At 58.2% G+C, this 19288-nt stretch carries 18 protein-coding genes and 1 pseudogene; 14 read left to right on the top strand and 5 right to left on the bottom strand.

What is annotated here, in order from left to right:
* The 9 genes from HY298_04730 to HY298_04690 form a co-directional block, all read left to right on the top strand.
* Nucleotides 1-515, top strand: a 515-nt coding sequence (locus tag HY298_04730) for a hypothetical protein (GenBank protein ID MBI3849582.1), incomplete at its 5' end; no start/stop codon positions are given.
* A gap of 662 nt (nucleotides 516-1177) precedes the next feature.
* Entirely contained in the window at nucleotides 1178-2230 is a 1053-nt protein-coding gene (locus HY298_04725) for a fatty acid desaturase (protein ID MBI3849581.1), read from the top strand.
* Nucleotides 2231-2248: 18 nt separating this feature from the next.
* Nucleotides 2249-3415, top strand: coding sequence for an exo-alpha-sialidase (locus HY298_04720; GenBank protein ID MBI3849580.1), 1167 nt, complete (start codon nucleotides 2249-2251; stop codon nucleotides 3413-3415).
* Nucleotides 3324-4064: a DUF1349 domain-containing protein gene (locus HY298_04715; protein MBI3849579.1), complete on the top strand. Its 741-nt coding sequence runs from the start codon at nucleotides 3324-3326 to the stop codon at nucleotides 4062-4064. Before HY298_04720 ends, HY298_04715 begins: the two co-directional genes overlap by 92 nt.
* A 118-nt stretch (nucleotides 4065-4182) precedes the next feature.
* The gene (locus HY298_04710; GenBank protein MBI3849578.1) at nucleotides 4183-5292 is read left to right on the top strand and encodes a DUF1549 domain-containing protein; all 1110 of its coding nucleotides are present in this window, start codon (nucleotides 4183-4185) and stop codon (nucleotides 5290-5292) included.
* A complete protein-coding gene (locus HY298_04705) occupies nucleotides 5210-6613 on the top strand; it encodes a DUF1553 domain-containing protein (protein ID MBI3849577.1) in 1404 nt (467 codons plus the stop codon). Before HY298_04710 ends, HY298_04705 begins: the two co-directional genes overlap by 83 nt.
* Nucleotides 6614-6621: 8 nt before the next feature.
* Nucleotides 6622-8076 (top strand): DUF1501 domain-containing protein, encoded by a 1455-nt coding sequence (locus HY298_04700; GenBank protein ID MBI3849576.1) that lies wholly within the window; start codon nucleotides 6622-6624, stop codon nucleotides 8074-8076.
* Nucleotides 8073-9149, top strand: coding sequence for an SMP-30/gluconolactonase/LRE family protein (locus tag HY298_04695; protein ID MBI3849575.1), 1077 nt, complete (start codon nucleotides 8073-8075; stop codon nucleotides 9147-9149). Before HY298_04700 ends, HY298_04695 begins: the two co-directional genes overlap by 4 nt.
* Nucleotides 9150-9215: 66 nt before the next feature.
* Nucleotides 9216-9440 (top strand): hypothetical protein, encoded by a 225-nt coding sequence (locus HY298_04690; GenBank protein ID MBI3849574.1) that lies wholly within the window; start codon nucleotides 9216-9218, stop codon nucleotides 9438-9440.
* 131 nt (nucleotides 9441-9571) lie between these two features.
* Here HY298_04690 and HY298_04685 read toward each other — a convergent pair whose 3' ends face one another.
* Entirely contained in the window at nucleotides 9572-10705 is a 1134-nt protein-coding gene (locus HY298_04685; GenBank protein ID MBI3849573.1) for a hypothetical protein, read from the bottom strand.
* A 112-nt stretch (nucleotides 10706-10817) separates the two neighbouring features.
* Complete coding sequence (locus HY298_04680) at nucleotides 10818-11177, bottom strand: hypothetical protein (protein MBI3849572.1); 360 nt, start codon at nucleotides 11175-11177, stop codon at nucleotides 10818-10820.
* A 208-nt stretch (nucleotides 11178-11385) separates the two neighbouring features.
* On the opposite strand from HY298_04680, the gene HY298_04675 reads away from it, so the two are divergent.
* The 5 genes and pseudogenes from HY298_04675 (at nucleotide 11386) to HY298_04655 (ending at nucleotide 17646) form a co-directional block, all read left to right on the top strand.
* The gene (locus HY298_04675) at nucleotides 11386-12549 is read left to right on the top strand and encodes a hypothetical protein (protein ID MBI3849571.1); all 1164 of its coding nucleotides are present in this window, start codon (nucleotides 11386-11388) and stop codon (nucleotides 12547-12549) included.
* Nucleotides 12546-13643, top strand: coding sequence for a zinc-binding dehydrogenase (locus HY298_04670; protein MBI3849570.1), 1098 nt, complete (start codon nucleotides 12546-12548; stop codon nucleotides 13641-13643). Before HY298_04675 ends, HY298_04670 begins: the two co-directional genes overlap by 4 nt.
* A gap of 340 nt (nucleotides 13644-13983) precedes the next feature.
* The gene (kdsB, locus tag HY298_04665) at nucleotides 13984-14739 is read left to right on the top strand and encodes a 3-deoxy-manno-octulosonate cytidylyltransferase (protein MBI3849569.1); all 756 of its coding nucleotides are present in this window, start codon (nucleotides 13984-13986) and stop codon (nucleotides 14737-14739) included.
* A gap of 27 nt (nucleotides 14740-14766) precedes the next feature.
* A pseudogene (locus HY298_04660) lies at nucleotides 14767-15927 on the top strand (hypothetical protein).
* Nucleotides 15928-16110: 183 nt separating this feature from the next.
* Nucleotides 16111-17646, top strand: a complete 1536-nt coding sequence (locus tag HY298_04655) for a sodium/solute symporter (protein ID MBI3849568.1) — start codon at nucleotides 16111-16113, stop codon at nucleotides 17644-17646.
* Between the two features lie 482 nt (nucleotides 17647-18128).
* On the opposite strand, the gene HY298_04650 is transcribed toward HY298_04655, so the two are convergent.
* From HY298_04650 to HY298_04640, 3 genes are all read right to left on the bottom strand, one after another.
* Complete coding sequence (locus tag HY298_04650) at nucleotides 18129-18305, bottom strand: hypothetical protein (protein MBI3849567.1); 177 nt, start codon at nucleotides 18303-18305, stop codon at nucleotides 18129-18131.
* Between the two features lie 137 nt (nucleotides 18306-18442).
* On the bottom strand, nucleotides 18443-18745 hold the full coding sequence (locus tag HY298_04645) for an isoamylase early set domain-containing protein (GenBank protein ID MBI3849566.1): 303 nt from the start codon (nucleotides 18743-18745) through the stop codon (nucleotides 18443-18445).
* A gap of 86 nt (nucleotides 18746-18831) precedes the next feature.
* The gene (locus HY298_04640) at nucleotides 18832-19287 is read right to left on the bottom strand and encodes an Hsp20/alpha crystallin family protein (GenBank protein ID MBI3849565.1); all 456 of its coding nucleotides are present in this window, start codon (nucleotides 19285-19287) and stop codon (nucleotides 18832-18834) included.
* Nucleotide 19288: the final 1 nt, after the last annotated feature.

Here is a 19288-nt window from a genome sequence, read left to right as displayed (position 1 = left end):
TGCTGCCGGCGTTGGCCCAGGCAAAAATCAAGGCTCAAGCCATCATGTGCATGAACAACACCCGGCAGATCATGCTGGCCTGGCAGATGTACCTCGGCGACAACAGCGACCGCATCGTCATGAGTTATCATGGCGGCGCAGCCGCCGGGGGATCAATTGCCTCGGACCCGAGGGCGGCGCCGTGGGTGGTGGGGTGGCTGGACTGGAGCACTTCCAGCGACAACACGAACCTCCTTTTTCTGACCGACGACAAGTATGCGAAACTGGGAAACTACTTGGGGAAGAACCGGAATGTTTTCAAATGCCCCGCCGACAAGTACGTGAGCAACGTGCAGCGCAGCCGGGGTTGGACCGAACGGGTTCGGAGCATCTCCGGCAACATCGGGGTTGGCGAAGGCAATGCGGAATCCGGGCCTTGGGACGCCCTTTACAAGCACATCAAGAAGACCGGTGAATTTATTTTGGTCTGCTTCGCTCAACACCGCGCGCGCCAAGAAAGTGGATACCACTTTTAACGGTGTGACGGCGACGGTGGTCGCCCGCGGAGACAAGGACCTTCACTGGATGAGCTATCACGCCGGGCGGCTTTCGGACAGGTCGTATTAAGCGCACGCTCGACGCTCAAAAACAGGGTTTGACCTCGGTGGCCCTCGCTCCTTGGAGGTTGGTTGCGGCCGGTATTGTGCGGCTAGGCCCGGCGGAGATGTTGAAATCAAATCATCGACCGGAAGTGCTGCCATTTACCAAGTATCTGACAACGAGATTTTACGAAGCAGTTGAAGATCGGAGCGGTGTCAACTGCCACTTGCGGACCCGATATCTGGGAGTCACCCCCCCGCTGCTGAGGGAATTTGCAGGATTCTTCGGTCAGGTAGGCATCAGATTTTGAGCTCCCGATTTTTGTGTGCACCCGTTGTCCTGATTTTGGGAATGTGCCCGAAAGCGTACCTGGTAAAAGGGCGGAAGACTTGTAGCAGGGACGTTTGCAGTTGCAAACCGCGATTGAGGACAAATCGATTCAAAAGATTGCTTGTCTTTGGGTGTTGCTCTGTTCACGATTCGGATGTAGCCTCACCCAGACGGCACGCTTCCAGGAACGGACTCCGATCTGCTCGCTCCTTGGAGTAACCGCGGCCCAGGCTGCAAGGGGCGAGATGATTCTGAAGAACACAAAATTATGATGAAGGATTCACTTTCAAAGAAAAGCGAAGGCCAGACAAACACTTCGGCGTGGAAACAGATAGTGGCTCGCTACCAGAAGCCGTCGATCTCTCGCGGCGTCTGGCAAATCGTCAACACGCTCGTGCCGTATGCCGCCCTCTGGTATCTGATGTACCTCTGTCTGGCGGTGTCCTACTGGCTCGTGATCCCGCTGGCCATCCTGGCGGGCGGATTCATGGTGCGACTGTTCATCATTCACCACGACTGCGGGCATGGTTCATTTTTCAAGTCGCAGAAGGCCAATCACATTCTCGGTGCGATCACCGGGGTGTTGACGTTCACGCCGTATTATCATTGGCGCTGGGAACATGCCATCCACCATTCCAGTTCGGGCGATTTGGACCGGCGCGGCACGGGCGATATCTGGACGTTGACGGTGCAGGAATATCTGGAGTCATCGCGCTGGCGGCGGTTCGCGTATCGGCTGGCGCGCAACCCGGTGGTGTTGTTTGTCATCGCACCAATGGTTCTGTTTCTGGGAATCAACCGGATTCCCAAACCCAAGGCGCCGATCCGTGAGCGTTATTCGGTGTATCTGACGAATCTGGCGGTGGGCTTGATGGCCGTGGGGTTGATCTGGATTTTCGGTCTCAAGGCGTACCTGATCATTCAGTTGACGGTTTTGATGGTGGCAGGTTCGGCGGGCGTGTGGTTGTTTTATGTGCAGCATCAGTTCGATGGAGTCTATTGGGAACGCGGCGAGGAATGGGATTACGCGAAGGCGGCTTTGCAAGGCAGTTCCTTTTACAAACTGCCCAAGCTGCTGCAATGGTTCTCGGGCAACATCGGGTTCCACCACATCCATCACCTAAGCCCGCGCATTCCGAATTATCATCTGGAAAAATGTCATAAGGCCGAGCCGCTGTTTCAATCTGTGAAGCCCGTGACGTTGTTCTCCAGTTTCAAATCCTTCACGTTTCGGCTCTGGGATGAGCGGCGGCGGAAACTGGTCGGCTACGCCCACCTTAGAACGCTGCGCCGACAGCAGCGCCAAGCCGCCCGCTCCTAGCCAAGAGTTCAGCCAGCGATGCCGTTCTTGAGAAAATCTCCGACGCGCGCTTTGTTGCTGGTTCTGTCCGCAATCGCCACCACCAACGCCGACGCGCAAACCAAATCCCCTGCAGTCGAACACGTGATGGTCTATCGTGAACCTGGCCGCTTCGGCGGCTGGCCGGCCAACCACGGCATCTGGTCGTGGGGAAATGAGATCCTCGTCGGCTTCAGCACCGGCTATTATAAGGATCTCGGCCCTGAGCGACACAACATTGATCGCGAGAAACCGGAAGAACACGTACTCGCCCGCAGTCTGGATGGCGGCAGGACTTGGTCCATCGAACATCCGGCGAAGCAGCACGTGTTGGTTGGCACTGCGGGAATGCGTCATGGCACCGTGTCGGCCGAATTCACCGAACCAGAGCCGGTGGAGTGTCCGGGCGGAATCGATTTCACCCATCCAGACTTTGCCATGACGTGTCGGATGGCCGGCGTCGATACCGGCATCTCGCGCTTCTACTATTCCTACGACCGTGGTCACAGTTGGAAAGGTCCGTTTCGCCTGCCCTTGTTCGATCAGAAAGGAATCGCCGCGCGCACCGATTACCTCATCAACGTTAAACAGGATTGCATGGTCTTTCTGACTGCGTCCAAAACGAACAACCGCGAAGGGCGGCCGATCTGCGGCCGAACCACCGACGGTGGAAAATCGTGGCAGTTTGTTTCCTACATTGGGCCAGAGCCAAAGGGATATTCGATCATGCCCTCGACCGTGCGCCTTTCCGACCGCGAACTTCTGACCACGATTCGTCGCGGCGCCGAGGAAGGCAAACGAAAAGCATGGATCGAGGCATGGAAGTCTTCGGACAACGGTGCATCATGGTCGCAACTTGACGACCCGGTAGCGAACACCGGGGAGGGAAATCCGCCGCATCTTCTCAAACTCGCCGATGGCCGGCTTTGTCTGACCTATGGACATCGGGCGAAACCGTTCGGAATGTTCGCCCGTCTCAGCAGTGACGCAGGCAAGATTTGGAACGAGCCGATCACCTTGCGCGACGACGGCGGCGGCCGCGATCTCGGTTATCCGCGCAGCGTGCAACGCCCGGATGGAAAGGTTGTCACCATCTATTACTTTTGGGACGCGAAGAGCGGACCAGAACGGTACATCACCGCCACCATCTGGTCGCCCAGTCGCTAAGCCAGAAAACTTTTCTTTCGGAGTGCGACCGGACGATCCATCAAAAACCATCCTGGACGAGCGTTTCAATCAGCCCTCGCTGGATGCGCGGCTGCGCTGGCTGAATCCACCACCAGTCTGGACTGTGGAATCGTCGCTTCCCGTGCTCGTGGTGCAACCAGCCGCAGATACCGACTTCTGGCAGGAAACTCACTATGGATTCCGAAAGGACAACGGCCACTTTCTCTTCACCAAAATAACCGGCGATTTCACGATGACCACGAAAGTGCGCTTTCAGCCGGCGCACCAGTACGACCAGGCCGGGTTGATGATCCGGGTCGGACCGTTGTGTTGGTTGAAGACCGCAGTCGAATATGAACCGCAAGGCCCGGCAAGACTCGGTGTAGTGGTAACAAACCACGGCTTCTCGGACTGGTCGGTGCAGGATTTTCCGTGCGAACGGAATGAAGTCTGCCTGCGGATTCGCAAGGAGTCCTCGGACTTCATCGTTGAGTTCGCCCCCGACGCACAGGCCGACTGGAGTTTGATGAGAATCGCGCATCTGCACGTCGAGGATGGTGCGCCGCTGCTAGTTGGTCTCTACGCATGCAGTCCGAAAGGTGGTGGCTTTCGCGCGGAGTTTCATTTCTTGAACGTCGTTCGTCCGTAGGCTTGACTGTTAATGGGAGGAGAATGAATGATGGCTCATAACTTGAAAACAAACCAAGCGCGACCACCCTCTTACTCCTATCACTACTGGGATCTTTCCGGTTGTGAATGAGACCACTATGATTCGGGCGTCTTCATCGCTTACGTTCTTGTTCCTGGCCGAGATGTTGATCGCGGCGGAACCAAATTCAGTCCAGCCCGACGTGACGCAACATGACATCGTACCCATTCTGCTTCTGCGCTGCGTGGTTTGCCACGGCGCGCGGAAGCAGGAAGGGGAACTCGATTTGCGCAATCGCGCGTCCATGATGCGCAGAGGCAAGTCCGGGCCGGCCCTCATTCCCGGCAAGCCGGAGGAGAGTCTGATGCTCAAACGCGTTCGTGCCGGAGAGTGCCCTCCCCAGCCGCGCCTGATCGAAGCAATGGTAAAACCGATGGAATCCGACGAGCTCAAGAAGCTTACCCGCTGGATTGAGCTTGGAGCGCCGGAAGTTCCCGATGAACCCGATGTGGCGGGCACACTCGCTGATCCACTCATCCACAAAGAAGATCGGGAGTTTTGGTCTTTTCGTCCACCGCAAGCGGTGGAGATTCCCCGCGTGTCGCATTCAAACCGGGTTCGCAATCCCATAGATGCCTTCGTGCTCCAGAAGTTGGAGGAGAAAGGTTTGTCGCTGTCGCCCGAAGCAGATCGTCTCGTGCTGCTGCGCCGGGCTACGTTTGATTTGACCGGATTACCGCCGGAACCGTCCGATGCCGAAGCGTTCCTAGGAGACAAAAGCCCGGACGCCTACGACAAGCTGATTGATCGGCTGCTCGCGTCACCACGTTACGGTGAGCGCTGGGGAAGACACTGGCTGGATGTCGCTGGCTACGCCGATTGCGAAGGGCGGCGCGAGCAGCACCTTCCCCGACCCTTCGCCTGGCGCTACCGCGATTACGTGATTCGCTCTTTCAACGCGGACAAACGGTACGACCGCTTTCTTCTCGAACAACTCGCGGGCGACGAGTTGGCGGATTACGAGCACGCGACGGAGATCACTCAGGAGATCGAGGACAACCTGGTCGCGACCGCCTTCCTGCGCATGGCCCCCCGACCCGACGTGGGCGAACTTGACCGGCTTCGTCCCCGACCGGCTCGAAGTCATGGCCGATGCGATCGATGTGCTCGGCTCGGGCGTGATGGGCCTGACGTTCAAGTGCGCCCGTTGTCACAATCACAAATTTGATCCGATTCCGCAGCGCGATTATTACCGCCTGCTGGCGATTTTCAAAGGGGCCTACGACGAACATGACTGGCTCAAGCCGGAGCTTAACGGCTTTGGTGGCGCGGTCAGCGCGGGACTCGGCGAACGCTACCTGCCCTACGTCACCACTGCCGAACGACAACGTTGGCAAAAACACAACGGCGAGATTCAAGAAAAGATAGCCGCGCTGAAGGCCGCTCCCCAAACGACCAACACCGACAAGCAAATCAAGGAACTCGAAGCCCGGCGGCAGCCCGAGCCGCGCATCATGGCCCTCTGGGATCGGGGAGCATCTTCCCAGACGTATCTCTATCGCCGGGGTAACTACCTCAACGCCGGTCAGCCGGTCCAGCCTGGTGTGCCCGCGGTACTGACCGATGGCCGGACGCCATTCGAGATCAAGCCGCCTTGGCCGGGTGCGACATCCACTGGCCGGCGTCTCGCCTTAGCACGCTGGCTCACTCAGCCCGATAATCCGTTGACCGCGCGAGTTATGGTCAATCGAATTTGGAGCCACCACTTTGGTCAGGGCCTCGTTCGCAGTCTCGGCAATTTCGGAAAGATGGGAGACAAGCCAACCTACCCGGAACTCCTCGATTGGCTGGCCCGGGAATTTGTCAGCCAAGGCTGGAGCGTGAAAGCGATGCACCGGTTGATGATGACCTCCAGTACCTATAGACAATCCTCAACAGTCACGCCGCGACAGGAACAGTTCGATCCGGGCAATCGTCTGTTATCGCGGATGCCGCTGCGCCGGATGGAGGCGGAGGAACTGCGCGATTCGCTACTGTGGGTCGCAGGCCAGCTTGATGAAACTCGCTTTGGTCCAGCCGAGCCGGTCAAAGCGCGCCCGGATGGATTGGTCTTGTCCGGTAAGCGCCGCAGCGTCTATGTGCAGCAGCTTCGCAAGCAGCCGCCTTCGTTGCTGGAGAGTTTCGATATGCCTGCCATGAATCCGAATTGTTTGCAACGGAGTGAATCACTGGTCGCACCGCAAGCCCTGCATCTTCTCAATGACACGGCGGTGAGAGAGATGGCCGCACAATTCGCGGATCAGGTGCTTCGTATTGCAGGAGATGAACCGACTCAGCAGGTGCAACGAATCTATTGGACCTCACTCAGCCGGCCTCCCAGCGCCGAGGAAAGACAAGCCTGTCTGCAAATGCTGACGAGATTGACGGAGCAATGGACCAAGAACTTGGCGACTGCGGGCAAGCCATCCGAGGTAGAAGCCACACGAAAGGCGTTGACGACGCTCTGCCACACAGTAATGAATTCAGCCGTGTTCCTGTATATTGATTGAGGCAACTCATGCGAATCGAAACCTTGCTTACAAATTCGCGACCGCTCACCCGACGGAGTTTCTTCAAACACGTGGGCGCCGGCATTCAAGGCGCCGCCCTCTTGCACCTGTTCGGTCAGAATCTTTTGGCGGACGAGAAGCGAGTCGTTTCAGATTTAAGTCCTCGGCCGCCGCACATTCCGGCCAAGGCGAAGTCCGTGATCCACCTGTTCATGAATGGTGGTCCGAGCCAGATGGATTTGTTCGATCCCAAGCCCGCCCTCGACGCGCACCACGGCGAACCGTATTCCAGCAAGATTGCGGGCGAGATCGAGAACATCAAGGACGCCGGCGCGCTTATGCGCAGTCCGTTCAAGTTTGCGCAGCACGGCCAGTGCGGTATGTGGGTGTCGGACGCGCTGCCTCACCTGACGCGGCATGTCGATAAAATCGCGCTCATTCGCTCCCTCTACACCACGAACATTACGCACGAGCCGGCGGTGTATCTTATTCAAACCGGGAGTATGATCACCGGGCATCCGACGTTCGGCTCGTGGGTGGTGTACGGCTTGGGGAGCGAGTGCCAGAATCTCCCGGCCTACGTCGTGCTCGACGATCCACTGGGATTGCCGGTAAACGGAGTGGAGAACTGGCAGGCGGGATTCCTGCCGCCGCTCTATCAGGGCACGCGTTTCCGCTCCACCGGTTCGCCGGTTCTCAACCTGCGGCCCGAAACCGACGATCCCCCGGAAATTGTCCAGATGCAACGCGACCTGCTGAACCGGCTCGACCACCTGCACAAGCGGCAACGGCCCGGCCAACCAAACCTCGACGCCCGCATCGCCAGTTACGAACTGGCCGCCCGCATGCAAGTGTCGGCAACCGACGCCTTGGACATTTCCCAGGAAAGCCCGCAGACACTGGAGATGTATGGAATCGGTCGCGAGCCGACCGACTCCTACGGCCGACGTTGCTTGTTTGCCCGGAGACTGGTGGAGCGCGGCGTCCGCTTTGTGCAGCTCTACATCAACGCACAAATCTGGGACAACCACACGGGTCTGGCGAAAGATATGAAGGCCGCCTGCGATCGCACCGACCTGCCGATTGCCGCGCTGCTTCAGGATTTGAAGCAGCGCGGACTGCTGGAAGAGACGCTGGTGATTTGGGGCGGTGAGTTTGGCCGGCTGCCCATCGCCCAACTGCCTGCGGACAAGGACGAAAAAAAAGCCGGACGCGATCACAACAAGAACGCCTTTTGTTCCTGGCTCGCCGGTGGCGGCGTGAGAGGCGGCACGACGTATGGCTCGACGGATGAACTCGGCCTGGCTGCCGTCGAGAATCGCGTCAGCGTTCCGGACTGGCATGCCACCCTGCTACACTTGATGGGGTTGCGGCATGACGAACTGTTTGTCGAGGAGCACGGGCTGAAAGAAAAACTGACCGGCGTGAACGAAGCTCGAATCGTAAAGGAGATATTAGCATGAACAAATCAAATCAAATTACACCCGCACTTCTCACTGGCTGTCTGGTGGTGATGGCCAGCGTTGCAGCAACGGTGGCTGAACCGGCCGAGAATCCGATCTTCCCCAAGGACGCCGAACTGGAATTGGTTCACACCCGACAGGTGAAACTCAACAGCGGCCTGACCGAAGGTCCCGCAGTCGCGCCGGACGGTAGCATTTATTTCACGGACATGCCCTTCGGCAAAGACAACGGCATGATCCTCCGTTTCGACCCGCGGACCCGTAAGACCACCGTGTTCACCGACAACTCTGGCAAGTCAAACGGGCTGACCTTTGACGAGAATGGAAACATACTCTCCGCTGACGGTGCCGACGGAGGCAGCCGTTCAATCAGGCGCTGGAATCTCAAGACCGGTCAGAGCGTGGTCGTCGCTGATCGCTATCAGGGAAAGCGATTCAATTCCCCGAACGACCTTTGCGTGGACCTCAAAGGGAGAATCTATTTCACCGACCCTCGCTACGGTGGCACCGAGCCGCGCGAATTGCCCATCGAGGCCGTGTATCGCATCGAGAAGGATGGGAGCGTCATCGAGATCACTCGCGAAGTAGAGAAACCAAACGGCCTCGCCCTCAGCCCGGACCAGCGGACGCTTTATCTCATTGATCACAACAACGGCGGCAACCGGCTTTCCCCAAACGATCCCGAACCGAAGCGCGGGGCGATGAAGATTTATGCTTTTCCGCTCGACAACGAGGGAAAGGTAAATGGACCGCGCAAGACTCTTGTGGATTTCGGCAAGGAAAATGGTGGTGATGGCATGCGGGTCGATACGCAGGGAAATATCTACATTGCTGTCCGCAGCCTGGCCCGTCCTGGCATTCTTGTAATTGATCGCACCGGCAAGGAGTTGGCGTTTCTTCCGACCGGGCCGACCAACCAGAGCGGGCTTTTCGAGGACTGGAAAGGCATCCCCGCCAACGTGGAATTCGGCATCGGTGACGAAAGCAACCGGCTCTACGTTACCATTGACAAGAGCCTCTACCGCATCCGCGTCAAGAGCCAGGGGTTTCATCCGCAGTTGGCCGGGAAGTGATGCGGACCCTTAAAGGCCGCGAAAAGGAAGGTTGAGTCGAGGGCGATTCTGCGTCACAATATCAGCATGACCGATGAACAGGTGCTCCAGTTGGTAAAGCAACTTCCCCGACAAAGCAAACAGCGCGTCCTAATGGAACTCAATGCCGAGCGCGATCAGTGGTGGCAGACCGCGGCCCGCGAGGGCGAACAGGACATGCGCCGGCTCGCGAAGGCAAAAGGTCTGGACTGGGACGCAATGTCTGAAGCTCAGCGTGAAGCGTTCGTGGACGACCTCCTGCACGAATCGTGAATGGGATTCCTCGCGTTGTCTTCGACACGAACTGCGCTCATTGGCGGCGAGTTGCGTGACAACGGAGGTTTTCGGTGGGGCCGTTCTTAGCTTGGACGACGTGAGCGGGCAACATGGGTAAACCTGTCACGTTATCGCATCCCCAAGGCAGATTCACAACGCGCCAGAAGTTCCGTTTCCCTTCGCGCATTCAGTAACGGGGAAGCGTCCGCGAATAACTTGCGCGCCTCTTCGAAATTACCTTGTTGGGCCAAGGCGATGCTCAAAAATGCCTTCACTTCTTTCAACATGCCCGAAGCCAATGGATTCATTTCGTAGGCGGCGTTCTTGAGGAGCGCAGCCCGAAACTCGGACTCTGCGAGGGAAGCATGCTTTTGCTCCAGCGCAATCAAGCCTCGACAATAATGCAGATAGGCATGACCGATGTCGGTTAAGCGCTGCTCAGAAACGCGCGCCAAAACCTGTTGGGCCGCTGTCGCATCGTGGAGTCGCCGGACCAGTCCGAGTGCATAATCAACAGTCTCATTCTGACCGCCGCGGCTCTCCTCCATAGCTTTCAAGCGACACTCAACCATTTTCTGGTATTCTTTGGCCGCACCGTAGATTTCCGCCTGGCGACAGAAGTAATAGGCTCTCCCGACTGAATTGACCTCGTGTTTCTGAAAAATTGCCAAAGCTCGATCCAAGTCTCCATCCCTGGCCATAACCGTAGCTATACGGCAATCCAACTCCATTTCTGGAACTCCGACGTTGAAAAATCGCTTGAAGCTGCGCAGAAGCTCAACCCAACGCTTAACGGCCTGGCCGCGGTGCCACACAGTTGCCTCAATGAGTTGGTTGTACGCGATGCCGGGAAGTCGCATGAATATAAATGCCACAAGAAACAGACCACTCAGAGCAAAGCCTAGCCAAGCAAAATCACCGAATGGACGACCGTGGTAGAAGCTGTAACTGTTCCATAACAGCAAGGGAAACCAGTAATGCCATTCCCGCTTCCAGCCAAACCAAATCAGCCCCCACGTCCCTCCCAGTTGGCGAGACTTACGTTCCTGTTGAGGTGTTATTGGTCGAGTCAGAAGGTGCGGAGACACTTCCTTTTTCGCCATCGCAAGAGTTGCTTCGGCGAATTCATCGGTGTGAAAAAGGATTTCGCGAAGACCTTCATGTTCGAGAGCCAGAAGCGCAGCATCTAGGCTTTCGGCTTCGATTCGGTCGGTGAGAGTGCCCCCAGACGCTGTCCGCGCCGTGTAGAGAAAACTGGTCATGACGAGTGACGCGGATTAAAGAGATCTCGCTCCGGCGCGAACGGATCGAGAGCATTTGCGAAGCGGTCGTAGAGACCGGCCAGTTGAGGGATGCATTCGGTGGGAACGCCGCTCAACTGTGCATCTTCTGGAGACGAAGGCATTTGCTGCGTAATTCCAGCACCCGGTCGTAGTACTGCTCGGCTCCGCACGCCGGGTGCGCTTGCACCAGCCCGCCCAATCGAACGGCGAAGTCGTCGCAGACCCGCACCATCGTTGCCCACCATTTGCTCACCCGCTCCAAGTCCTCCTCGCGCTTTGTACACAGGACAACCACGCGGTAAACCGTGAGCAATTCGATTTCGAGCTGGCGCGCCTCCTCATGAAACGGCGCGCAGAGTTGTTTGGGAATCGTCGCGAGCCGCTGCTCAAACGAAGCGAGCGAACCTTGAGACAGTTCCAAGAGGTCCAAGTCGGTCAGGCATTCATTCATGGCCACCAACTTACCGCAGAACGCCAGAGAAACCAAGCTTCAATTCCAGCTACAATTCCGAGCAAGTTATGTGTCATCGCCTGCTGAAAACTTACACTCGCCTTGCGCGGCGTTATTCTTTTATCGTCCTTGTGTTGCCGCAACAGGCGTTTGCTTTCTTGGCTCCCTCCTGCGGCTAGGAAAAACTTGTCTGCGTAAGAAACAAGCCATGACTGTTAAGACCGCAACGAAGTCTTGTCTTGAATTTGGCTACGAGGCCAATGACCACTGGGCGAAGTTGCCGAGTGGATGGAGTTGGACGGAAGTGGTGGCGGTGGCCACCGACGCGCAGGATCGTGTCTATGTCTTCAATCGAAGCGAGCACCCCGTCATGATCTTCAACCGGGACGGCACGTTCTTGCGTTCATGGGGCGAGGGATTGTTCGCCCGGCCTCACGGGATTTTCATCGGGCCGGACGACGCCGTCTATTGCACCGACGACCTCGACCACACCGTCCGCAAGTTTACCCCCGACGGCAGACTGTTGCTGACGCTGGGTACGAGCGGCAAGCCCTCGGACACCGGCGCAACCAGTGTGGACTACCGCACCATCCTTCGTGTCGGGCCGCCGTTCCATTACCCGACCAACGTGGCGCTTTCACCTGAAGGAGATATTTACATCAGCGATGGCTACGGCAACGCGAGAGTGCACAAGTTCGCGCCCGGCGGTCGGCTGCTCTTCTCTTGTGGCGAGCCGGGGAACGGCCCCGGCCAGTTTCACGTGCCTCACGGTATCGCCGTGGATCGGCAAGGGACGGTGTACGTAGCCGACCGCGAGAACAGCCGCATCCAACTCTTCGCGCCCGACGGCACGTTCCTTTCCGAATGGACCGATGTCGCGCGTCCATGTCAGGTCTTCATCGACGGTGCGGAGAATGTGTACATCGCCGAGTTGGGCTTTCGCGCGGGGATGTGGCCCGTTGTGGTTGAAGGGAGGAACTCGCCGAGGGATTCAGCGGTGACTTCTCCCTCTCCTCTCTCGAGGGCGGAGAGGGATGGGGAGAGGAGGGCCGTTGAAAACCAAAGTGGAACCCCTCTCCCCGACCCTCTCCCCGCTTCGCAGGGAGAGGGAGAAGGACGACATCCCACGCCAAACGCATCGGGCGGGCGGGTGAGCATCTTCGACACGCACGGCGAACTCCAGGCGCGCTGGGGCGGCGGCGAAAACCCCTGTGCTCCGGGAGACTTCTTCGCGCCGCACGGAATCTGTGTCGATTCGCGCGGTGACATCTATGTGGCGGAAGTTACCATGTCGGCCGGTGGCAACCGCGGCTTGGTACCGCGCTCGTGCCACACGTTGCAAAAATTTGTCCGTCGGAAAACCAAACGATGAAAGCCTGGCGTTTTTACGGATTCAACGACATGCGGCTCGACGACGTTCCCGAACCCGTCTGTTCGCCGGGAATCGTTTTGGTTGAACCGCTCTGTGTGCAGCCGAGCGTCACGGAAGCACAACTTGCGTGCGGAATCCCGACACTGGCCTTCGACCGCATCAAACGCCGCCTTGAAACTGAAGCTCCCGTCCAGCTTTTTGGACACGAGTTCTGCGCCCGCGTTCTTGAAACCAATGGTGCGAGCCGGTTTCGTCCCGGTGACCGTGTCGCGGCGCGGGCCAAGCTGCCTTGCGGCGAGTGCCCGCTCTGCCGCTCCGAGCGCAGCCAACTCTGCCGCAAAGGCCCAGTCATCGGATTCGACCTACCTGGTTGTTTCTCCGAAGTGGCGTCGCTGCCGGAGATTGCCCTCGTGAAGGTGGACGACCGGATCTCCGATAGCGAAGCGGCGTGCCTGCAATCCCTGAGCGACAGCGTGGTCGCGGTGGAGACGGCACAACTGCGAATTGGAGACGCGGTGGTGATTCTCGGTCAGGGCAGCATGGGTCTGGAGTGCTTGCAGGTCGCGCGCCTCAGTGGCGCGGGCTTGGTCATCACCGTGGATGTGCGTGACGAGGTGTGTCAGGTCTCCCGCGAACTCGGCGCGGACCACGCCCTGAACGCCCGCACTTGTGATGTCATCCCGGCGATCCGTGAACTGACCGGCGGAAACGGCGCTGATGTGGTCTTCGAGTGCGCGGGCGGCAGTCCGAAACAAGGACTGGCCGGCCACCAGACACTCCTCCAGGCGATTGAGGCGGTGCGCTCTGGAGGGAAGCTCGTGGGCGTTTCCTGGTTCGGCGGCCCGTTGCAACTGAACGTCGATCTCTTGCGCGAGCGCAGTCTCCGTTACGTGTTTCCGGACATCAGCACCCAGGCGCACCTCGAACATACCGTCCGGCTGGTTGCCACCGGTCGCATCCAATTGAAACCGACCATCACGCACGTCCTCTCCGGAATCGAGTCCGTCCCTCAAGCCTTCGAAATCACTGCCAATAAAGGCAAGCACAAGGCGATCAACCCCGCCCAAGTCATGATACGTCCACAGTCACCCTGAAATAAGCTTGCTGTGGTGCTCATTGAAATTGCGTTTAGTGACTTCGCCAGGTCCTGGGATATTCATGTGCGATATCTGGTGATAGTTGTGAGCCTAACGATTCATGTGGATGGAAAGATTTCCTCGCTACGGATTATCGGTGGCCAAACACGGAAAAGTCTTTGGTGATTCATAACATTTGCAGAGTACGGTGCGCGAACGCCGGGTCAACCCAAACAGCCGCTTGTGTCCTCACCGATCATCCGTTGGCTTGACTGTCAATGGGGGGAGAATGAAAGATGGCTCATCGTGAACTTGAGAAAATTGTAACACACCATGCGTCCACTACCCACGAGCCATCATGCCGCATAAAGTCGTTGGCATCATCCCCGCCCGTTACGGCTCGACGCGATTGCCCGGCAAGGCGCTGAAGCTGATTCTTGGCAAGCCGATGGTTCAGCGCGTCCATGAGCGGGCGCTGCTCGCGCGCAGTCTGGACTCGGTGTGCGTGGCGACGGATGATGAACGCATCGCGCGCGCCGTCGAAGCGTTCGGCGGAAAGGCGATCATGACCTCACCAAAACATCCCAGCGGCACGGATCGTCTGGCGGAGGCGGTGCGGCAGATGGACGCGGATATCGTCGTCAACCTCCAGGGCGACCAGCCGTTTCTCGATCCCGTGATGATTGACGAAGCGGTGCAGCCGCTGCTCGATGATCCGGCGTTGCCGATGGCGACGCTGATGCATCCCATTGCCCGATCCGAGGACCTCGCCGACCCGGCTGTGGTCAAGGTCGTCGTGGATCTGGCGGGCCACGCGCTTTATTTCTCGCGCTCACTGATCCCCAACCCGCGCCACGCCGGCGCGCACGCGGTTTACGAACACGTTGGGCTTTACGTTTATCGCGGTGATTTTCTGCAAAAACTTGCGCACCTTCCGCCCACTCCACTGGAGGTGACCGAGTCGCTCGAACAACTGCGGGTGCTGGAGCACGGCTTCCGTCTGCGAGTCATCGAGACGAAGTGCCGTGATCACGCCTTCTGCGGTTTCAGCGTGGATACGGAGCAGGATTTAGCGCGCGCCGAGGCCATGCTACACGAGCGCGGATTGAACTGAGCCATGCCATCAAGTAAGGATGAAACCATGTCGATTGATACCAACGCTCTGATCGCCCTCGAAAAAGACCTGGACGACGTGACGCGCGCGCGCGTCCAGCAAACCGTGGATAAGATCGTCGCGGCGAAAGAGCGTGGCGGCAAGGTGGCGGTGGTTACCGGCAGCGGGCCGAACCTGCACGAAGGTGTGACCACGCTGATTGCGGAGTTGATGCGCGTCGGGCTCGTCGATGCCGTGACCACCAGCTCGGCGGTGGTGGCGCACGAAATGGGTGGGACACTGGACAAAGTCAAACGGTGTTCGGGTGCGGCGGTCGGCGTTCCGTCGAAGTTGCTGCCTCTCGGAGGCGAGTTTGAACTTACTTTGCTCGACGACCAAAGCTTGAACGAAATCAAGCAATCGCTGCCCATCGACGAGCAACTGATGGAAAAATTGAAGACCGCGCCGGGCAAGACCCTCATCAAAGCGGCGGGCAACCTCGGCTATCCCATGGGCCTGTGGTTGGAGCATCTCTCGAATGAAATTCTGACACTCGCGCGGAGCCGCGGCGCGTCGTTCGAAGAAATTGCCGGGCTGGGCGCCGACGAACGCACGATGATTGGCATCGGCGCAAAGCAGAATCTGCCGGTTCTGGTGACCATCCCGCAACTCATCGGCGGCGGCATGGTCGGGTTATGCATTGGCGACAGCCTCAGCCTCACCGAGCGCGCCACGCGGCTCGCACGGATGCTGGACGAGGCCGATGTGATCATCGAATCGGGCGTAGCGTTGACTCAGGAGATTCACGATGGACCATTCGAGACTTATACCGGTCACGGCATGTGGTCGGCCTGGCAGGAACATTTCAGTTACAGCCTGGCGGGCAAGAGCCTTATTCGCATCGACCTCGACCCGGCGCTTGAACGGGTCTGGCAGATTGAGCGTGAAGGCGGTGCCGTGCAGGAAGCCATCGCGGCCGGTCTGCCCAAGACCAAGTTGTTCAAGGTGCCGTTCCGCATGGAGATGTCCGGCTTCGCCCGACACGAGGGCAGTCTGGCGATCATCGGTGACTTGGGCGTGGTCTGGCCGCTCATCGCCTTGCGCGCCGCACAGCGACTCGGCATTGAGTTGCAGTTCATGTCGTATCCGCAGCAGACCGAACGCGGCCAGGCCATGCGTGAGGCAATCGTGAGGGATGTTCGCCCATTGAGCCGACCCCGCATGCTTGAAGGTCTGCGCGGCCTGGCGAAGAGGGCTTCGTCGGGAGCGCTCCCAGAACCACTGCAAAGTTCCGGTTGAGGTTGGTGACCTTCTCAACAAGCTCATCACTCTGATTCGATGAACCAGATTCGCGCCATTGATTTCACGGTCATCGCACTCTATTTCGCCGCGATGGCCGGCATGGGTTGGTATTTCCGCCGACGCAGCCGCACCACGGAGCAATACTTTGTCGGTGGACGGGCGTATCCCGGCTGGCTGTTGGGCGTCTCGCTGTTCGGCGCGGCGATCAGTTCCATCACGTTTGTCGGCTATCCGGCGGACGCTTTCAAAACGGCTTATCTACGCTACCTCATCTGCCTGACGCTGCCGGTGGGGGTGTTCATTGTGGCTCGCTGGTTTCTGCCGATGTTCCGCCGCGCGAGGATCACGTCCGTATTTGAATACCTTGAAAGCCGCTTCGGACCGCGCGTGCGGGTTTATGGGGCGAGCGTGTTCATCATTGCGCAACTGATGCGCATCAGCCTCATCCAATATCTGGTTTCGTTGCTGGTGCATTACATCACCGGTTGGAATGTGACGTCGTGCATCGTGGTGGGCGGCGCGATCACGGCGTACTACACCGTGGTCGGCGGCATTGAAGCGGTCATCTGGACGGACTTCGTCCAATCCGTGATTCTGACGGCGGGCGGGTTGCTGATCCTGGGTGTCATCCTGCTCAAACTGCCCGGCGGGTTGGGCCAGCTTATCTCGGTGGCTTCCGATGACGGCAAGTTCATGCTGGGCGACTTGGACCCGGCGGACGGTCGGCTGCATCCCGCGCCATGGGACTTCGCGTTGAGCCACAAGACGGTGCTGATGCTGGTGTTGGTGGGTGTCTTCCAGTGGTTGGGCGAATACACAACCAACCAGGAGGTGGTGCAAAAATACTGCGCGGCGAAATCCACCCGCGACGCGCGCCAGGCGCTGTGGATCAGTTGCTGGATCTGCCTGCCAACCTGGGGCTACTTCATGTTTGTCGGCACCGGCTTATATGTGTTCTACAAGATTTTTCCTGACCCGCAAGTCGCCGACATGTTGTCGGGCGCGCGCCGGGCGGAGGAGGTGCTGCCTTACTTTGTCACGACGCAACTGCCCGCGGGCTTTTCCGGAATCGTGGTGGCGGCGGTGCTGGCGGCGGCCATGTCGAGCATGTCCTCGGCGATGAATTCCATTTCCGCGGTAATTGTCACGGACATTTATCGGCGGCACCTCGCCGCCGGCCGGAACGACGGTCACTACGTTCGCGTGGCCAAGCTTACCACGCTGGGCAGTTCGATCATCATGCTGGGCGGTGCAATTGTGCTGGCGCATTCGGAGGCCAGAACGCTCCAGCATTTCTATACCGAGTTTACGTCCATCATCGCGGGTGGCTTGCTGGGGTTGTATCTCCTCGGCTTCTTCACCACTCGTGGCGATGAACGAGCCGTGCTGTTGGGCATCGTGTTCGCCGCCGGCTTCTCGGCAGTCATTTCGTTCGCCGGGCTGGGCTGGCTTCCCGCCAGTTTTTCCCGCGTACTGGAAAGCCGGTTCGACTCCTATTACACCGGATTGGTCAGCAACCTCTTGATGTTCGTGGTGGGGTTTGCACTCGCTGGAGTATTATCCCGGCGACCGCGAGACCTGACAAACTTGACGATCTGGACTCAGGACCGTGCCCCGTTGGACTAACGGTTCATCGCTTCAATATTCCGCACGCACGCCTTCTGCCATACACTCGCCTTCGCGTTAATTCGCGAAATTCGCGCCGCCACCGCCTGAATGGGATAGGCCGTTCGTTTTAGTCGCTCCGATTTCAATCCAGATCTCAAGTTTGATTGGTCTGTTGTTCTTGAAAACGCGGATCGTGTGGAGAATATAATTATTGTGGTCGAGCATCTCTCCCGCCAACTGGCTCAAATGATCTCTTAACCCATTTGCTTCGAGATCTTTGTCGGCGCCAGGGCGCTGCCTGCGGCACAGTCCCGGACGCAACCCGGGCAGAAGGACATCCTCAACTGTCTCCTGAACTCTTGAAGAGCGAGTCTTTGAAATTCATGCTGTGGCCTAAGCTGTATCTCTGTTTCATCGCGAGTGGTTAAATCCTCATTCAGTCAGTTCATGATGGTCTATTTTCGCGGACGCAGTTCTTGTTCCCGGTCCGACGGACAAAATCACTTCCCAAGGTATTTCGACGGGTTGCGTATCCGGTCGAGGCGTTCGACTTCAAGTTCGTTCACAACAACCTGCCGCCGTCTTTGCTGGACGGCAATCACGACCGATTGGGAAAGCAACCAGGCCTGTTTGACGAGTTGGATGATTGTCTGGAAAATGAGCTTCAGTGTGCGCATAGGCGGGGCAACAGTTCTCTCTTAACTCTCACGTTCTTGTTTTCTATTTTGCATTTTGCTGACTTTCCTTGCGTGGTATCCGCCGCCGCCCGGGAGAGCCAGGCTCCCCCGGCGGATGGATCGTAACGGCGTGCCGATCAGACGATGCGCACACAGTTTTCGGTGCCCAGCGAATTCCCTGCCTTCTGCAGAGCGGCGGGATCGTCGCACCACACTTGGTCCGCGAAGAACCGGTATTCGTAACGGCCCGGCTTGAGGGCCACACTCAAATGCCACACGCCGCCGGGGCCTCTGCGCATCGGCCCGGCTTTGGGGTCCCAATTGTTGAAGTCGCCCGCCAGGGACACTTGCCGCGCTGCCGGGGCCTGAAAGGCGAACGGAGTCATGCGGTCAACCTTCGTGAGGCTTTGATCTTTGATTGATTGTGTTTTCATTTGCATTTTTTCATTTTCATTTTTGTTTGTGGTTTGAATTTCGGCCCTTGCGCAAGGTCCGGGCGAACTCGCCCGGCCCTGCGCTTTGTCCGTCAGGAGACGCTGACCTCGACTTGCTGGGGTCTGGCCTTCTTGTTCTTGGCCAGATGCACTTTGAGCACGCCGTCTTTGAAGTCAGAGGTGACTTTGGCGGGACTGGCGTCATCGGGGAGTGAGAAGCTGCGACCAAAGCTGCCGTAGGCGCGTTCGACGCGGTGATACTTCTTGCCGTTTTCCGCCTTTTCGTATTTGCGGTCGCCCGAGATGGTCAGCGTGCCCTCTTCCATAGTGATTTTCACGTCCTCTTTCCTCACTTCGGGCAACTCGGCTTTGATCAGGTACTCCTGGGCATCTTCGCTGATGTCCACCAGCGGGGTCCATTCGGCCACCCGCAAGGGTTCCTCGTGGCCCTCGGGCTTGGGGACCTGGGGACGGCCGAAAAGGCTGCCCAGACTGTTACGCAGGGCTTCCAGTACTTTGAACTGATTCCAATGTGCTAAGGTATTCATG

The organism is Verrucomicrobiota bacterium, from assembly GCA_016200005.1.
Taxonomy (GTDB): domain Bacteria; phylum Verrucomicrobiota; class Verrucomicrobiia; order Limisphaerales; family PALSA-1396; genus PALSA-1396.
This window is presented reverse-complemented; position numbering and strand designations above follow the sequence as displayed.

Bases quoted from the DNA above. Each gene is read 5' to 3' on its own strand.
- HY298_04725 (MBI3849581.1), top strand. From the start codon at position 1,178: ATGATGAAGGATTCACTTTCAAAGAAAAGCGAAGGCCAGACAAACACT.
- HY298_04720 (MBI3849580.1), top strand. From the start codon at position 2,249: ATGCCGTTCTTGAGAAAATCTCCGACGCGCGCTTTGTTGCTGGTTCTG.
- HY298_04715 (MBI3849579.1), top strand. From the start codon at position 3,324: ATGGAAAGGTTGTCACCATCTATTACTTTTGGGACGCGAAGAGCGGAC.
- HY298_04710 (MBI3849578.1), top strand. From the start codon at position 4,183: ATGATTCGGGCGTCTTCATCGCTTACGTTCTTGTTCCTGGCCGAGATG.
- HY298_04705 (MBI3849577.1), top strand. From the start codon at position 5,210: ATGGCCGATGCGATCGATGTGCTCGGCTCGGGCGTGATGGGCCTGACG.
- HY298_04700 (MBI3849576.1), top strand. From the start codon at position 6,622: ATGCGAATCGAAACCTTGCTTACAAATTCGCGACCGCTCACCCGACGG.
- HY298_04695 (MBI3849575.1), top strand. From the start codon at position 8,073: ATGAACAAATCAAATCAAATTACACCCGCACTTCTCACTGGCTGTCTG.
- HY298_04690 (MBI3849574.1), top strand. From the start codon at position 9,216: ATGACCGATGAACAGGTGCTCCAGTTGGTAAAGCAACTTCCCCGACAA.
- HY298_04685 (MBI3849573.1), bottom strand. From the start codon at position 10,705: ATGACCAGTTTTCTCTACACGGCGCGGACAGCGTCTGGGGGCACTCTC.
- HY298_04680 (MBI3849572.1), bottom strand. From the start codon at position 11,177: ATGAATGAATGCCTGACCGACTTGGACCTCTTGGAACTGTCTCAAGGT.
- HY298_04675 (MBI3849571.1), top strand. From the start codon at position 11,386: ATGACTGTTAAGACCGCAACGAAGTCTTGTCTTGAATTTGGCTACGAG.
- HY298_04670 (MBI3849570.1), top strand. From the start codon at position 12,546: ATGAAAGCCTGGCGTTTTTACGGATTCAACGACATGCGGCTCGACGAC.
- kdsB (MBI3849569.1), top strand. From the start codon at position 13,984: ATGCCGCATAAAGTCGTTGGCATCATCCCCGCCCGTTACGGCTCGACG.
- HY298_04655 (MBI3849568.1), top strand. From the start codon at position 16,111: ATGGCCGGCATGGGTTGGTATTTCCGCCGACGCAGCCGCACCACGGAG.
- HY298_04650 (MBI3849567.1), bottom strand. From the start codon at position 18,305: ATGCGCACACTGAAGCTCATTTTCCAGACAATCATCCAACTCGTCAAA.
- HY298_04645 (MBI3849566.1), bottom strand. From the start codon at position 18,745: ATGCAAATGAAAACACAATCAATCAAAGATCAAAGCCTCACGAAGGTT.
- HY298_04640 (MBI3849565.1), bottom strand. From the start codon at position 19,287: ATGAATACCTTAGCACATTGGAATCAGTTCAAAGTACTGGAAGCCCTG.